This is a genomic window from Sphingobacterium sp. GVS05A (genome assembly GCF_019969845.1).
GTDB lineage: Bacteria > Bacteroidota > Bacteroidia > Sphingobacteriales > Sphingobacteriaceae > Sphingobacterium.
Window position 1 is genome coordinate 95,049 of record NZ_JAHXYR010000008.1, and the last position, 16,250, is coordinate 111,298.

A 16,250-nucleotide genomic window follows, 5' to 3' on the forward strand; every position below is an offset into this window, starting at 1 on the left:
TGACGAAAAAGTTTACTAAAATATTAGCCCTTAACAAAATTTAAGGTTGATTAACACTTAATGCGACTGTATCACTTATAATATTACAAAATTGATCTCTTTGTACTGGATCATTAAATTTAAGTCCTATCGGTAAATAGACGAGTTCTATAGTATCGAAACGATCTTTATATGGTTTTAGCCGTTGATAATCTTTTTCAGTGGTTAATACTATTTTATTGCTACTATTTAGAGATTGGAATGCTTTTATGATTTGGTCAATATCGGAGTCGTTAAATGTATGGTGATCTCCAAAAGAGATATGATTGACAGCGTTTGCTTTTTTCTTGACATGATCTAGTAATGGCTGTGGTCTGGCTATACCAGTCACTAATATGATATCCTTATCTTCGATATCAATCGATCTCCCATCGCTATTAACAGGTTCAAAATAGTCTATATGGCTAAATGCGATCAAGGCCTCGCTGTTATAACGACGGAGCTTTTCTTCTATACGTATCTTTTCCTCACTGGAAATATTAGGCGGACATTTTGTAATGACTATGATTTGCGCTCGTTTAGATTCAGTGAGTAGGTCTCTGAAATTTCCAGCAGGAAATACAAACATAGGTTGCGAAAAGGATCGGAAATCAAATAAAAGAATATTAAATAAAGGAGATAATTTTCGATGTTGATAGGCATCATCCAAGATAATAAGCTGATGATCTGTCTCAAGATTTTCTATTCCAGTACAACGATCTTCACATACCGCTACTGTGATATTTGGAAGCTTGTTTTTGAATTGCAATGGCTCATCGCCTACTTCTGTTGCTAAAGAATCTGTTTGCACAGTCCGGAATCCTTTTGTTTTTCGACCATAACCTCTGCTGAGGATAGCTACCTTGTAGTTACTACTAAGATAGGAGACAACAAATTCGGTCATGGGACTCTTACCGGTACCACCAACTGCTAAATTGCCAATAACGATGGTCGGAATCTGGAAAGATCGAGCTGGTAGCACATGGAAATCATATAGTCGATTTCTTAACCATACGATTAATCCAAAAATAATGGAAAGGGGAAGAAGGAGATATCGTAGGAAAGTCCACATTATTTTGGTATTACTGTCAATCCAATATCTGTAATTTCCTGCAAAGGATTATCTCGCATATTCTGTTCAATGGATATCGTATATAATCCTGTATCTGGAAATACGTAATCTTGATGAATGATAGATTGCTGATTGTAAAGACTGCCTGATGATTTTCCAATCCACTTTCCATCTGATTTTGCCAATTTAATTTCCTTACGGAAGGTATTTGTTTTTTTATCTGGGCCCTGCTGGTAAATCAAAACAAAGAGATTAGAAAAAGCATATTCAGGTGTATGGCGTACATCTATAAGTACATCGTATTTTTTTGTCTTGTCGCTAATGTGGAATTGAAAACTAGGATGTGAGGTATATAGCCACGTCTTATTTTCGATAGGTTTATTTTCATTGATAATAGCAGTTTGGTCACAGGATGTCCATAAACCAATACATAAAATTCCAAAAAGAAAAGCCTTTAGTTTCATTTTAAATCTATATAAATAGAATATGCCTAACATTTTAAAATTAGGCATATTCGTTTTATTCTGTTTTTGAGGCAGGATTGTTATTGTTGCCTTTGTTTTTATTTCTATGACGATTAAAGCGTTTTTTAGGTTTATTATTTTGACCCTCTTTATTCTCTTTGCTCGCTGTTGCAGGATTTGTACTATCCGGATTGCTTTGCTGTTTGGCCACTACCTGTTTTGGTGGATTTTGTTCAGCCTTATCACTTTTCTGGCCGCTTTTGTTTTCCGGTTTAGCATTATTGCTTTTGGTTTTCCGTTTTTTCTTTCTTTTGTTGCGGTCATCCAAACGTGTTAAACTATCTTGACCGACTACATTTTCATAATCGTAGTTGATAATTTTTTCCTCTCGGATATCTTCGGTTTCTATTGCGCTTGATATGGCTTCTGGTTTAATACCCTGCTTATTCATTTCGACAAGTTCTTTGACTTGTTGAACTGACATTGCAATCCAGTTTTCTGCTCCTGGGAAAGAAAACCACATCATTTTTTTGAAGATATCGGTTTTTTGGAGATAAGCCACACCTTTTAGTGTTTCAATACGGTCAATATTGTTAGGAATATCTTTCAATGCGTCCATATAACTATCCAATTCATAATTGAGACAGCATTTTAACTTACCGCATTGTCCAGCTAGCTTTAAGGTATTCAATGATAAATTTTGGTAGCGGGCTGCAGAGGTGGAAACGGTTTTAAAATCCGTTAACCAAGTAGAACAACATAGTTCACGTCCACACGATCCAATACCGCCAAGACGGCTCGCTTCCTGACGCATACCGATCTGGCGCATTTCAATCCGTATACGGAATGCTTCAGCCATTTTTTTGATCAATTCACGAAAATCCACACGGCCCTCTGCAGTATAATAGAACGTTGCTTTTGTTTTATCTCCCTGATAGTCTACATCCGAAATTTTCATTAATAAGCCTAGATCCAAAGCAAGTTTACGTGCTTTATGCATGGTTTCCCATTCAAGATCTTTCGCTGCATTATACTTTTCTACATCCACTTCATTTGGCTTCCGATAGATCTTTTTTGTTACCAATTCAGGGGTAACATTGTTCTTTTTTAATTGCAATCGAACCAATTCACCCGTCAAGGAAACGTGGCCAACGTCATATCCCCCTGTTGAGGGCTCTACAACGACCATTTCTCCCATTTCAAGGTATAGGTTGTCTACATTAATAAAGAAATCCTTTCGAGATCCTTTGAATCGTACTTCTACGATATTGAATGGTTTATAGTTTGATGGCATATCCATATCGGAAAGCCAGTCATATACATCTAATTTATTACATCCGCTAGTCATGCAAGAGCCATTATTTTGACATCCTGCTGGTGTACCACTTGCTGTGGTAGTACCGCAACCTCCGCCGGATGAGCAACTGCCACATCCCATAGTTTTCTATTTATATATATTGAGTTCCTTTCGGAAACGTTTTGTATTTGTATATTAATGTTAATTGCAAAGATAAATCTAAAAATAATATTTTAGGGTTTGCATTTCTTTCTACAAAATAATGCGTTTCCTCAAATAGATTTATTGTTTCTTCAATTTGTTCTATGCTATAATGTACTGCAAATTTTTGGACAAAATCCAATTCTTTGGTAGGTAAAAATACGAGACTGGAGAGCCCTTCCTTAATCAAAATAATCTGCCGCATCATGTTGATCGCATAAAAAAGAAAGCTCTTTTGATTTTCGCGACCCATTTTGGACAAATCCTCTTCAACTAAAGAAATCATGTTTGTTCCTGCGTCCGATACGATAAATCGCAGCCAGTTTACCAGAATACCAAAATGATTATTGGTCTGTGTATTGAGTTGATTAAGCGCTTCCTGTAAGTTTCCATCAGCTATAAAAGCTATTTCAGATGCTTCCTGATCAGAAAGATGTTGCGCAGTCTTCAAATACTGTGAGACTTCGGTATGGTCCAGTTTCTTAATTTTGACCAGTTGTGTCCGAGAAATAATGGTATTTAAAATTTTATCTTGATTCTCTGCAACCAAAATAAATAGCGTTTTTTCGGGCGGTTCTTCAATCAATTTTAATAATGCGTTGCCTTGGGTATCCAAGTATTCGGGCAACCACATGATCAACACTTTATATTCAGCTTCAAAAGCTTTAAGACTCAATTTCTTTATGATACCATGTGCTTCAGCAATATTAATATTGACCTGTTTATTATCTGCATCCAACTGATTTCGCCAGTATTCCAAACCCATATAGGGATTGGTTAAAAAGGACTTTCGCCAGTTTTCAGCATAATCTGTCGCTGTATCTTCTTTGTGTTTGGCAATAAAAGGATAAGACATGTGCAAATCTGGATGAATCAGCTTGCCGTATTTTCGGCAAGAGGCACATTCGCCACAACTATCCGTAGTTTGTTTATTTTCACAGTTTAAAAACTGAGCATATGCATAAGCTAGTGCAAGGCTTCCGGAGCCCTCAGGGCCTAGAAATAATTGCGCATGGCTCACACGGTTTTCATGAACCGTACGAACAAGATGTTCTTTGATGTCTTTATGCCCAATGATATCTTTAAACTGCATACACTACTGCTATTATACAAATGTAATAAATATTGTGATTTATCAGGGTGAATTTGCTTTCTATACTTTTGAAAGCGTGCTTATTAATTGAAATACAATCGCTTATTTAAGTGCAATAAATCTTCGTATGTGGAAAGAAAGGCATTTACAAATCTCAAAAATATTGATTAATTTGTGTATTATTGCACATAATAATTAGTAATTAGGAAATGAGATTCATTGTATCAACATCAATTTTATTAAAGCAGTTACAAGCTATCAATGGAGCATCTAGTACAAGTACTGTTTTACCGATATTGGAAAACTTTCTTTTTGAAATAAAAGACAATAACTTGACTATTTCTGCTACGGATTTGCAGACGAGTATGGTTACTTCTTTGCAGATTGAAGCAAAAGAAGAAGGAAGAGTAGCTATGCCTTCTAAGATTTTGATAGAAACACTAAAAACTCTCCCAGATCAGCCCGTTGCTTTTTCAGTAGACATGAACACATTGGCTATTGAAATCAGTGCAGGTGATGGTAAATATAAATTGAGCGGAGAAAATGCAGATGATTTTCCTAAAATTCCTTCTATTGATAACGGATCTATTATAGAAATGCCAGCTCCGGTTCTTTCGGAGGCTATCAGTAAGACTATCTTTGCGGTAAGTAACGATGAATTGAGACCAGCGATGTCTGGGGTTTTAGTGCAATTGGCTGAGAAAAATGTGACTTTTGTTTCTACAGATGCACATAAATTGGTACGATACACAAGATCGGATATCAGTGCTGAAAAACCTGCTTCACTTATTCTACCTAAGAAAGCACTTTCTTTATTAAAATCGTCATTACCATCAGATGATACAAAAGTATCTATCGAATATAATCAGACTAATGCATTTTTTAGTTTTGGTAATATCAATCTGATCTGTCGTTTGATCGACGAGCGTTACCCTGACTATGCTGCGGTAATTCCTCAGGTCAATCCAAATAAGCTGACGGTTGATAGATTACTTTTCTTAAACACTTTGAGAAGAGTTGTTATTTTCGCAAATAAGACAACACATCAAGTACGATTGAAGATATCAGGTAGCGAATTGAATATCTCTGCTGAAGATTTGGATTTCTCCAACGAAGCACACGAGCGTTTGTCTTGTCAATTTGAGGGAGATGATATGGAGATCGGATTTAACGCGAAATTTTTGGTTGAAATGCTAAATAACCTTGAAAGCGAAGAGGTTGTTATCGAAATGAGTACACCAAACCGTGCCGGTTTATTGATTCCTGCGACATCTGAAGATCATGAGGATATTTTGATGTTGGTTATGCCAGTGATGTTAAATAACGCTTAATCTTCTTATCGGTTTTGGAAATAATTACACATCTTATTGACTTTATTCTCCATATTGATAAACATTTGGTTGAAATTGTCAATGATTATCAATTATGGACATACCTTATTTTGTTTCTTATCATTTTTGTGGAAACGGGTGTGGTCGTAATGCCTTTTTTACCTGGAGATTCTTTGCTGTTTGCTGGCGGAATGCTTGCTGCACAACCGAATGAATTGAATGTTTGGTTGATGATATTGATTCTGCTGATTGCTGCAATATCAGGCGACTCTCTTAACTATTCCATCGGAAAGCATTTTGGGATGCGATTGACAAAATTCAAACTTTTTGGAAAACAGGTTGTCAAGGATGAACAGATTGCCAAGACACACGCTTTCTATGAAAAGTATGGAAGTAAAACGATTGTTATAGCTCGTTTCGTACCCATTGTACGTACTTTAGCACCATTTGTTGGTGGTATTGGCAAGATGAATTATGGTACTTTCATTACTTACAATATAGTAGGAGCTGTGTTGTGGGTGGGCGGCATTACATTAGCCGGCTATTTTTTGGGTAATATTCCAATTATTCGAGATAACTTTTCGAAAGTGGTACTACTGATCATTTTTATTTCAGTACTGCCTATTATATTTGAGTTGGTAAAAGAAAAAATAAAAACTAAAAAGGGAGTTCAATAGGACTCCCTTTTTTTATTTATCAAATATGGAGATTGTTTCTCAGCTGGTCGATTTTATCCTACATATTGATCAACACCTGTTGCAGATTGTCAATACCTATGCTGGATGGACCTATTTCATTCTATTCATGATTATCTTTGCTGAAACGGGATTTGTGGTTACACCATTCCTTCCGGGGGATTCAGTATTATTTGCATTGGGAGCCATTATTGCCCGACCAGAAAGCAACCTTTCACTGTCACTTTTCCTATTTATTCTAATATGTGCGGCTATTTCTGGCGATTTTGTGAATTATGAGATAGGTAAATATTTTGGAATTCGAGTTTTTAAACCAGACTCAAAAATTTTTAAACCATCCTATCTTCAAAAAACACAAGATTTCTATGCAAAATATGGTACTAAAACCATTGTTTATGCTCGTTTTGTACCTATCGTCCGAACCTTTGCCCCTTTTGTAGCTGGTATTGGCAAAATGCCATACCGCATTTTTGGCAAATACAATATAGCAGGTGGTATATTATGGGTATCGTTATTTATTCTAGCGGGTTACTTTTTTGGGCAGATTCCTTTTTTCAAGCAGAATTTTTCCCTAGTTGTATTAGCTATCATATTTATTAGCCTAATACCCATGTTGATACAGTTTTTAGCGGTTAAAAGGTCAAAAAAAGATTAAACGTTAAATACTAAAGTCAGTCTTTTAAGGTTAAAGGATTGATATGAAATACTTCATTTTAGCATTTACCTTATTTGTCACACAGCTTGCTTCAGGGCAACGTGTCTCTGTCGATCGGCGCCAAGCAAAAGAAGCTTATGATCTGTTGAATAAAATCCGAACAAATCCCGAGAAATATAAAAAGGAATTAAAGCTATTCAATCTACAAAAGGTTACCCGAACAAAGCTTAATTGGAACAAGCAGCTTGCCGAAGTTGCAGAGTATCGGGCTAAAGATATGGCCAAACGGTCTTATTTTGATCATGTCTCTCCTGAAGGCTATGGACCCAATTATTTTATCGAAGAAGCTGGATACGAGTTAAATCAGTCTTGGCTAAAAAAAAGGAGCGCCAATAATTTTGAATCCATTGCCGCTAATCGTGCTAGTGCAACCGATGCTATTAAAGCATTGATTATCGGAAGAGAAGCGCCAGGTTATCATCATCGTACGCATTTATTGGGTATGGATCAATGGAACGGATCACTATATGATATCGGGATTGGTTATGTGAAGTGTAAGGGAGCTAGTCCTTATGAAAGCTATCTCGTTGTTATTATTGCAAAGCATGATTGGTAAATAAACTATCGTATTTGGAGGTAATTTGAGGAGTGTCAGCAATTAATCTATGTTGCGTCTTCAACTTTTATTCGAAAAGTCATACCTTTGCATATGATAAAATCCATGACAGGATATGGCACGGCTTCCAAAGAGAACGGTAAAGTCAAATATAGTGTCGAAATAAAGTCCTTAAATTCAAAATTCCTTGAATTAAATCTTCGTCTGCCTAAAGTAGTTTCGGACAAAGAATTGACCTTGCGCACCGAATGCAGTAAGCTTATTGAACGCGGAAAAGTTAACCTGAACGTGACCGTAGAATATGCTGATCAAACAGCCAAGGCTTCATCTATCAATGCTGATTTACTAAAAAAATATTATGGTCAATTGCAGCAGATCGCAAATGAGCTAAATGATACGAATGTCAATCTATTCGAATTGGCGTTAAATATGCCTGAAGTTGTTACCAACAATGACGATACCGTTGATGATGAAGAATCTAGCGTATTGATGGATGCTTTTTATGATGCGGTAAGACATTTCAATACATTCCGTGAAGATGAAGGAAATGTATTGGCTCAAGATCTAAAAAAGAGAGCTGAAATGATTTTGACCTACCTGGGCGAAGTGGAAGCACTTGAAGTTGAACGTATCCCTTTGATCAGACAACGTATAGAGCAATTTCTCAATGATAGTGTGGGTAAAGAGAATGTAGATCAGAATCGTTTTGAACAGGAGCTTGTTTACTATATAGATAAATTAGATGTCACTGAAGAGAAAGTTAGGTTGCGTTCCCACTGTAACTACTTTCTAAAAGCCTTTGATTCTGACGATTCAAATGGTAAGAAATTAGGCTTTATCTCTCAAGAAATGGGCCGTGAAATCAATACTTTGGGATCTAAAGCTAATCACGCAGGTATACAGCAGATTGTGGTTAGAATGAAGGAAGAATTAGAAAAAATAAAAGAGCAGTTGCTCAACGTATTATAAGGATGAGCGGTAAATTAATTATTTTCTCAGCACCGTCGGGCGCGGGAAAAACAACTATAGTAAGAGACCTTTTAAGTAAACATGGCGATAAAATAGAATTTTCTATTTCTGCGAGTACCCGTGATCCAAGGGGACAGGAAGTCGATGGAAAAGACTACTACTTTATGTCCAAAGAAGAATTTTTGCATAAAGTTGCCAAACAAGAGTTTATCGAATTTGAAGAGGTCTATTCAGGTACATTTTATGGTACTTTGCGTTCCGAAATCGAACGTATCTGGAAAGAGGGTAAAAATGTTATTTTCGATATTGATGTCGTCGGAGGATTACGTCTGAAATCTAAATTTCCAGAGCAGGCAATCTCTATATTTGTGCAACCACCATCATTAGAAGTACTTAAAGAACGTCTAACTGGACGTGGCACAGATTCGGAGGAAAAACTACAGGAAAGATTTGCCAAAGCGGAATTGGAACTAACCTATGCGAATAAGTTTGATGTAATCTTGAAAAATTTTGACCTCGCGACAGCTTGTGCCGACGCAGAAGAAATTGTAATGGGCTTCATCAATAAATAAGGGGTTAAATGAAAAAAATTGGTTTGTTTTTTGGCTCTTTTAATCCGGTGCATGTTGGGCATTTGATTATAGCAAATTACATGGCCAATTTTACTGGACTGGATGAAGTTTGGTTTGTGGTATCTCCACAGAATCCATTTAAGAAAAAATCTACCTTAGCGGATCCCTACGATCGTTTAGAGATGTTAAATCTGGCAGTGGAGGATTGTGAACATTTGCGCGTGAGTGATATTGAATTTCATTTACCAGTACCGTCTTATACAATAGATACCTTAACATATCTAAAAGAAAAATATCCAAATAGAGAATTTGTGCTTTTGATGGGGGAGGATATCTTAGAGTCATTGGAAAAATGGAAGAATGCAGAGATTATTTTACGCGATTATCATATTTATGTATACCCTCGTCCAGGTTATGATGGGGGAAAACTAAAGGATCATCCTTCCATAACCATGACAGATACACCATTAATGGAACTCTCTTCTACTTTTCTGCGAAAAGCGATCAAAGAGAATAAGAATATTCAGTTTTTTACGCCGCAAAAAGTTATTGATTTTATAGATAAAAAGGGCCTTTATTCATAAGGACCGCAAAATATACAACGTGAATCCCTGGATCTCTTAGGAAGTCTGGGGATTTTTGTTTTCTATGTCGTTAGAAAGCTAATTGTGCAGCACATGGCTTTGGACGATGTAGATATATCGAAAGTGATACCTTTATAGATCAGAAGGGAATAAAATTTATGGTATTAGATTTAACAAATGAAATTGTTTTTGGTAGGAATAATTTCTTTACTTTTAAATAGCATTATGTATACTTTATGAGAAGTTTAATTTTATTATTTATTTGCCTCGGTAGTTGGACTTGGGCTTTTGCACAGACAGAAAACGAGGAGGGAAATAATTATATCATGGATCCCGCGGCTATTGAATTCAGGACAAAGATGACAATACCACCTTATGGTTTGGCAAAGGTGAAAGCTTTGATTGCTAAATTATCTCCTGTAGGGGATAAAGATGGGGGAGAGACTAGTGTGCTTGCTCTTTCTGCAACAGATTTTAAGAATTTAAGTTTACGCGAAAAATTTACGTATACCATGATTCATGCGGAGGTATATGCCCAGAATTGCGATATACCGGAAAACCAGAAAGCTATTGACAAGAAAATATTTGGTAAGTTGCTTGGTGGTTTTAATGAAGCTTGGTGGTCAGAAAGACAGACTGATTTTTTGCGGGAAAACAGAGATTCGGTTATGAAACTGATTCAAGAGTCTGTCTTGAGAAGCAAACGAATGGGGGTGAATTACAAAGAAACGATTGAACAGATCAATGGCTGGCAAATGATTCCATTTATTATTGAATATGCAAAGAAAACCCCTAAAGATAAGGATGCATTAACTTTGCTGTTGTTACTGATGAAACGTGGCGAGTATAGCGAATTTATGAAGTCTACATCCTTCAAAAAGTTATATGGCGAGACAAGTAATTACTATTCCTACTTGGATTATAATCAAGAAAACGAAGAACTAATATATCGTAGAGCAATGGGGTATTACAATGAAAAAAATGGTAAATAAAATATGGGCTTGCTGGCTGCTCTTGCTTGGCTTTATTAGCAATTCGAGCTTCGGTCAGGAATATAAAGATGTTGCCTGGAATGAACCTCGGTCAAAAGATTCAGCTTATTATGTGATGCGGGAAAAAGCGAGTATACCACCTTTTGGCCTCAAGAAGATTCAGGGCTTAGTTGAACAGCGACTGAAAAGTCTTCCGGATGGAGCATTGGTAGACTATAACGCAGGAATTTCGAGAGTCGACTTTGATAAGCTGAGCTTTGAAGAGAAGTTTACTTATACGATGGTCTATCCTGAAATTTACAGTCAGGCATGTGCGGAGCGAATGTTTGTATTCGATCCTCAGAACAAAATCTTTGGGCAATTGCTTTTTGTTTATAATGGTGTCTTTTGGAGTGAACGACAGCTTCATTTTATGAAGAAAAATAAAAAAAGAATAATAGATCTGATCATAGATCAAGCGATCCAGAACCATACACTCGGATTGAATTATAAAACAGCATTAATAGAAATTGACGCTTGGGAAAGTATTCCCTTTTTGATCAGTTTCTATCAAAAGAATCTAAAGGACAAAGATATATTAACCACTTTGCTCCAGTTATTAAAAAAATCAGATCTGGTAGGATTTGAAAAGTCTAAAATATACAACAAATTATATGGAGAAAATACGCATTCGGATAGCTGGGTAAATTTTTCAAGTGCCAACGAAGAGTATATTGTTGAATCTGCTCAAGCATTATATAAAAAACATCAAAATCAGTGAGACAAGCATTATCCATATTGATCTTGTTTCTCTTGAGCTATATATCATTAGTAGGGCAGGAGAAGGGATATGTTTTGATTCCTGAGGGAGATTATCAATTGGGGGATACGATGAGTATGGACAATCCGAAAAGAACAGTACATATAGAGCCTTTTTGGATCGCCCAATACGAACTGACCAATGCCGAATTTGAAAAATTTGTACAGGCGACGGGCTATCAGACTTTGGCAGAACGATATCATAATGCGATGGTATTTGAGCCAGGGCTTGCGGAATTTAGGTGGCTGCAAGACAGCACCGCTTATTGGCGTTTCCCAAATGGAATAAGCCGTGGTGGTATAGTAGACAAAATGGATCATCCTGTCACTTGTATATCTTTTAAGGACATATTGGCTTATTGCACTTGGGCTGATTGCAGGTTACCTACTTTTGAGGAGTGGGAAGTTGCTGCACGAGCCGGCAGTAATGGACGTTATTTTGAGGGGGTGAATAAAGAAAATGTAGGTCAATATGCTAATATATGGCATAGCAGGGATCACCTTAAAGCAGACTATTCGGATGGTTATATGTATACTTCCCCTGTAGGGGCATTCAAACCAAATCCATGGGGACTTTATGATATATTTGGTAATGTATTTGAATTTTGTTCGGGCAAGCTAAATAGAGATGGGGAGCGTTATGTGGCTCATGCAAGAGGAGGGTCATGGTGGTGCAGTAGAAATAGCTGTTCGGCATTCAATACAGTCTATATTGGTTCTGTTAGCCCGAATGCCTCATTCAGCAATCTCGGATTTAGGATCGTAAAAAAAGCCTTTACCCCGAAGGATAAAGACTTTTAAAACAAAAAATCTTAAAAGGTTGATTTTTTATCTTCCCATCCAGCCACCATCGACAGTAAGGATGGTACCATGTACGTAATCTGCTGCTTTTGAAGCAAGGAATACCGCTGGTCCTTTAAAGTCTTCCGGCGTTCCCCAGCGTCCAGCAGGTATACGGTCCAAGATAGATTTAGAACGTTCTGGATCGTCTCTCAATGCTTCCGTATTATCCGTTGCAATATAACCAGGAGCAAAACCATTTATATTCACTCCCTTGGAGGCCCATTCATTTGCAAAAGCCTTTACCAATGACCCAATTGCGCCTTTGGAGGCTGCATATCCAGGAACGTTGATACCGCCTTGAAAAGTCAATAACGATGCCGTGAATACAATTTTTCCGGTTCCACGTGAAATCATATCTTTTCCAATTTCCCTTGTCAGGATGAATTGCGCATTTTGATTGATTTCGATAATTTCATCCCAGTACTCATCGGGATGTTCAGCTGCTGGTTTACGCAGAATATTTCCGGCATTGTTGAAAAGGATGTCTATGGTTGGATGCTCCGATTTTACTTTTTCAATAAACTGATAGAGCTCGGTTCTTTTTGAAAAATCACATTGGTAAGCATAAAAATTCCTTCCTAATGCTTGGATGGATTTTTCTACTACGGACCCTGTTGTCTCCAGCGATGCCGAAACACCAATGATATCTGCCCCAGCTTCCGCTAATGCTTCGGCTATAGCTTTACCTATTCCTCTTTTACAGCCAGTTACCAAAGCGACCTTCCCGGTCAAATCAAAAGATTGCAGTATGGACATTATTTTGAGTATTTTATCGTTAATGGTTGATTTAACTTATTTCTAAATTCTTTGATATAGGATTGCCATTGATCAAAACTGGTTATTTTTCCCGCTTTATTGAATGCTGCTCCAGCAAAATAGGTCAAAGGACTATTGTTTTTGACCGTAGTTGCCAATAAAAACTGTTTTGGACTATCCTTAAATACATATTTTACTTTATTAGGCAAGATCACGGCGGTACCAGTGATTTTATCCCCCTCAGCAGGCTCCCAATAAGCCAAAATACCATTTTTGGTATCGTTTAAGAGCTGAGGTTTATCCTCTTTTCGCTTGGCAAGACCAACGACTACAGGGGTGCTGCTTGAAGTCGTATTTTTGATTGCATAACGTATTTTGTTCAGTTGGCTTCCAGCGTCCAGAGAGACTGTTTTTTCAACTTGTATATTTTGACCCTTTACATTTTCTGGCTCATAGATAAGCTTAAACGTAGTCCGCAATGGACCATTATCTAATACTTCGTATTGACGATAATGTTTGTGATAGACTACCTGTTGATCAATAAATGGAGTTGCGTCGCCTACTCCTAGTGTTTGACCCACAGAATAGTAATCCAAACCTTTACCATGATCGGCATGATAATCCCCTGTTTTATACCATTCGTCAATAATAAGGTCATTCGTTCTTTTGGACCAAAAATCAAATCCTTGGGCGTCTTCAGAGCTCCCTTCTAATGCTTTTCCATAGGCTCTGAATGCAGCAATGTCATTTTCCCAGGCAAAGTCATCTTTACGTTCGGGGACATAACGCGCAAATGTCTTGGTAGTAACGGTTTTTGGATTATTTCCAGTTACACCAAAAGTCAAAGCACTTTTAGGCGCAATAGATACTTGTATCAGTACATTTTGAGGGGTTGGCTGTCCTAGCTTTTCCAATTGGTAAGCCAGTTCCGCTTTATCCTTGCTATCAACAATCGTAAAGACATTTTTCTTCAATTCGAAATGTTTTTCGAACGTTGCATAGGGAATACTGATCAGCTCTGTTCTAGCTAAAGCTGAAGGATTTTTAACCGTAATCGTCTTATTGTTTTGGGCAAAGGCGATGCTTGAAAGCCCCAGCGTTAAACTTAATATGAATGTTCTTTTCATTTGATAATGGATTAAAGAAAAAGATATCTAAATACTACTTAAGCTCAGTGATAGCGCACTTATCCATATCATCGTAGTCGAGATTTTCGCCCGCCATACCCCAGATAAAAGTATAGTTGGATGTTCCAGCTCCTGAGTGAATTGACCAAGGCGGAGAAATGACAGCCTGATCATTATGCATCCAGATATGACGTGTTTCGTCTATCGGTCCCATAAAATGAGATACAGCCTGACCTTCTGGTAATTCAAAGTAAAAATAAACCTCCATACGACGGTCATGCGTATGCGATGGCATCGTATTCCACACGGATCCTGGCTTTAGCTCTGTCATTCCCATTTGTAACTGACAGGTTTGTACAACTTTATTCAATAACATTTGGTTGATGGTACGGTGGTTGGCTGTCTCTAGAGATCCTAATTCTATTTTATTAGCATCTTCCTTAGTGACTTTTTTGGTAGGATAACTCTGGTGCGCTGGTGTTGAGTTTAAATAAAACTTTGCCGGATTCGCACTTTCTTGACTTGAAAAATAGATATCTTTTGCGCCTTGTCCGATATAGAGAGCTTCTTTGGTTTTAAGTTCATACAATGTTCCATCTACCTCTACCTGCCCATTGCCACCGACATTGATAATACCCAATTCTCTTCTAGAGAGAAAGTAAGGTTCTTTTAATAATTCAGGGATTGTTTCTAATTTAATTTTAGAATTTACGGGCATTGCACCACCAGCCATGTAACGGTCATAGTGTGTGTAGACAAAGTTAACTTTATCAGTTTCAAAAACTTTTTCGATGAGAAAATTATCTCTTAATCCTTGTGTATCTAATGTTTTGTATTCTTTAGGCCCGATTGCATAGCGGGATTCAAAATTAATGCTCATAACGGAATGATTTTTCTTTATTTGAAAGCTAAATTTAGGGCTAATATTTATCAAAAACGATACAATCTTACGCAATCGATGTCGTACTTATGTAAAGGATCTATTAAGACAAATTTTCTTGCGGTTTTTATTTTTCAGATTTGCTAACTTCGTATATGGTAAAGAAGAAACCGAATATTTTAGTTGTTAATGACGATGGTATCACAGCGCCGGGAATTAAGGTGTTGTTAGAAGAAATGCAAAAAATTGGCAATGTGGTTGTTGTGGCACCAGATTCGGCACAATCGGGTATGGGGCATGCGATTACGCTTGGTAGGCCACTTCGATTGGATAAAATCAATCTCTATGAGGGAGTTGAGATGTACCAATGTTCTGGAACACCTGTTGACTGTGTCAAGCTTGCTGTTAATAAAGTCTTCAAGGGGCAGAAGCCGGATATCTGTGTGTCCGGTATTAACCATGGGCTCAACAATTCAATTAACGTGTTATACTCTGGGACAATGTCTGCTGCGGTCGAAGGGGCTATCGAGGGAATACCTTCTGTTGGCTTTTCGTTGGATAATTTTTCCCATGATGCAGACTTTAACTACTGTAGACCTTATGTGATTTCCATAACGGAACAAGTTTTGGCCAATGGCTTACCCAAAAATACACTGCTAAATGTCAACTTTCCACAAACACAAGGATTTAAAGGGATTAAAATCTGCAGACAGGCTGGAGGACATTGGGTAGAGGAATTTGATGAACGTATAGATCCACATAACCGTGATTATTATTGGACGACAGGAAAGTTTGTCTTACAAGACCGTGGAGAGGATACGGATAGTTTTGCGTTAGCAAATGGCTATGTTTCAGTTGTTCCTACACAATTCGACATGACTGCACATCATGCTATCCCAGAACTGAATTCATGGAGTTTTGATCATTTGGAAGGTACGACGAAACACGGCAAAGGTGAAAAATAATCTTTGGGTGGGCTCGGGCATAGGAATTGCTTTTCCCTTGCTAGCATTTTTATTGGTACGCTTCACCGACATCGAACTTCATTTTCTGCCCGAGAAGCCAATGGCAACGTATACCATTGCCGTTTTGATCAATTTGATTTTCTTAAGGTTTGCATACCGTTCAGGTAATGATCAGGTAGGGAAAGGAATTGTCATCATGACATTTTTGTCCATGATATTATATTTAATTACACATAAAGTGACGGTATAAAACGAAATGTAAAAATACCCGAGCTATACAGCGAAGGATATTTGCGAGGTTTTTATTGTTTATTTTTTAAGA

At 37.3% G+C, this 16,250-nt stretch carries 19 protein-coding genes; 12 read left to right on the forward strand and 7 right to left on the reverse strand.

All coding sequences use genetic code 11. The features are described from left to right. Nucleotides 1–40: 40 nt before the first annotated feature. From lpxK to LC454_RS19320, 4 genes are read right to left on the reverse strand one after another with little or no spacing between them, the layout of a single operon-like run. Nucleotides 41–1,090 carry a tetraacyldisaccharide 4'-kinase gene (gene lpxK / locus LC454_RS19305; RefSeq protein WP_223584053.1) on the reverse strand — a complete coding sequence of 350 codons (1,050 nt, stop codon included), beginning with the start codon at nt 1,088–1,090 and terminating at the stop codon, nt 41–43. Then, entirely contained in the window at nt 1,090–1,602 is a 513-nt protein-coding gene (locus tag LC454_RS19310; RefSeq protein WP_223584054.1) for a gliding motility lipoprotein GldH, read from the reverse strand. Before LC454_RS19310 ends, lpxK begins: the two co-directional genes overlap by 1 nt. A gap of 7 nt (nt 1,603–1,609) precedes the next feature. Then, nucleotides 1,610–2,992, reverse strand: a complete 1,383-nt coding sequence (locus LC454_RS19315; protein WP_223584055.1) for a stage 0 sporulation family protein — start codon at nt 2,990–2,992, stop codon at nt 1,610–1,612. Nucleotides 2,993–3,002: 10 nt separating this feature from the next. Beyond that, the gene (locus LC454_RS19320) at nt 3,003–4,145 is read right to left on the reverse strand and encodes an ATP-binding protein (RefSeq protein ID WP_223584056.1); all 1,143 of its coding nucleotides are present in this window, start codon (nt 4,143–4,145) and stop codon (nt 3,003–3,005) included. A gap of 209 nt (nt 4,146–4,354) precedes the next feature. Between LC454_RS19320 and dnaN the strand changes: the two genes are divergently transcribed. The 10 genes from dnaN to LC454_RS19370 all read left to right on the forward strand — a co-directional run bounded on the left by dnaN (nt 4,355) and on the right by LC454_RS19370 (nt 12,158). Further along, nucleotides 4,355–5,476 (forward strand): DNA polymerase III subunit beta, encoded by a 1,122-nt coding sequence (gene dnaN, locus LC454_RS19325; protein WP_104384747.1) that lies wholly within the window; start codon nt 4,355–4,357, stop codon nt 5,474–5,476. 14 nt (nt 5,477–5,490) lie between these two features. Further along, entirely contained in the window at nt 5,491–6,153 is a 663-nt protein-coding gene (locus tag LC454_RS19330) for a DedA family protein (protein WP_120261281.1), read from the forward strand. A gap of 25 nt (nt 6,154–6,178) precedes the next feature. After that, nucleotides 6,179–6,826 carry a DedA family protein gene (locus tag LC454_RS19335; protein WP_223584057.1) on the forward strand — a complete coding sequence of 216 codons (648 nt, stop codon included), beginning with the start codon at nt 6,179–6,181 and terminating at the stop codon, nt 6,824–6,826. Nucleotides 6,827–6,869: 43 nt separating this feature from the next. Continuing rightward, the gene (locus LC454_RS19340) at nt 6,870–7,442 is read left to right on the forward strand and encodes a CAP domain-containing protein (protein WP_223584058.1); all 573 of its coding nucleotides are present in this window, start codon (nt 6,870–6,872) and stop codon (nt 7,440–7,442) included. 93 nt (nt 7,443–7,535) lie between these two features. Then, nucleotides 7,536–8,411, forward strand: a complete 876-nt coding sequence (locus LC454_RS19345) for a YicC/YloC family endoribonuclease (RefSeq protein WP_120261278.1) — start codon at nt 7,536–7,538, stop codon at nt 8,409–8,411. Nucleotides 8,412–8,413: 2 nt separating this feature from the next. Continuing rightward, nucleotides 8,414–8,983, forward strand: coding sequence for a guanylate kinase (gene gmk / locus LC454_RS19350; protein WP_120261277.1), 570 nt, complete (start codon nt 8,414–8,416; stop codon nt 8,981–8,983). Nucleotides 8,984–8,991: 8 nt separating this feature from the next. Next, nucleotides 8,992–9,567, forward strand: coding sequence for a nicotinate (nicotinamide) nucleotide adenylyltransferase (gene nadD, locus LC454_RS19355; RefSeq protein ID WP_223584059.1), 576 nt, complete (start codon nt 8,992–8,994; stop codon nt 9,565–9,567). A gap of 236 nt (nt 9,568–9,803) precedes the next feature. Further along, nucleotides 9,804–10,559: a hypothetical protein gene (locus LC454_RS19360; RefSeq protein WP_223584060.1), complete on the forward strand. Its 756-nt coding sequence runs from the start codon at nt 9,804–9,806 to the stop codon at nt 10,557–10,559. Further along, nucleotides 10,549–11,319, forward strand: coding sequence for a hypothetical protein (locus LC454_RS19365; protein WP_223584061.1), 771 nt, complete (start codon nt 10,549–10,551; stop codon nt 11,317–11,319). The genes LC454_RS19360 and LC454_RS19365 overlap by 11 nt, the downstream gene beginning before the upstream one ends. Then, on the forward strand, nt 11,316–12,158 hold the full coding sequence (locus tag LC454_RS19370; RefSeq protein ID WP_223584062.1) for a formylglycine-generating enzyme family protein: 843 nt from the start codon (nt 11,316–11,318) through the stop codon (nt 12,156–12,158). Before LC454_RS19365 ends, LC454_RS19370 begins: the two co-directional genes overlap by 4 nt. A 27-nt stretch (nt 12,159–12,185) precedes the next feature. On the opposite strand, the gene LC454_RS19375 is transcribed toward LC454_RS19370, so the two are convergent. The 3 genes from LC454_RS19375 to kduI are packed head-to-tail and all read right to left on the reverse strand — an operon-like array spanning nt 12,186 to nt 14,963. Next, a complete protein-coding gene (locus tag LC454_RS19375; RefSeq protein WP_223584266.1) occupies nt 12,186–12,950 on the reverse strand; it encodes an SDR family NAD(P)-dependent oxidoreductase in 765 nt (254 codons plus the stop codon). 5 nt (nt 12,951–12,955) lie between these two features. Then, nucleotides 12,956–14,083, reverse strand: coding sequence for a DUF4861 family protein (locus tag LC454_RS19380; protein ID WP_223584063.1), 1,128 nt, complete (start codon nt 14,081–14,083; stop codon nt 12,956–12,958). 34 nt (nt 14,084–14,117) lie between these two features. After that, a complete protein-coding gene (gene kduI / locus LC454_RS19385; protein WP_223584064.1) occupies nt 14,118–14,963 on the reverse strand; it encodes a 5-dehydro-4-deoxy-D-glucuronate isomerase in 846 nt (281 codons plus the stop codon). A gap of 155 nt (nt 14,964–15,118) precedes the next feature. Between kduI and surE the strand changes: the two genes are divergently transcribed. Together surE and LC454_RS19395 are read left to right on the forward strand one after the other, a co-directional pair. Further along, nucleotides 15,119–15,928 (forward strand): 5'/3'-nucleotidase SurE, encoded by an 810-nt coding sequence (surE, locus tag LC454_RS19390; protein WP_223584065.1) that lies wholly within the window; start codon nt 15,119–15,121, stop codon nt 15,926–15,928. Continuing rightward, nucleotides 15,918–16,178 (forward strand): hypothetical protein, encoded by a 261-nt coding sequence (locus tag LC454_RS19395; protein ID WP_223584066.1) that lies wholly within the window; start codon nt 15,918–15,920, stop codon nt 16,176–16,178. The genes surE and LC454_RS19395 overlap by 11 nt, the downstream gene beginning before the upstream one ends. Nucleotides 16,179–16,250: the final 72 nt, after the last annotated feature.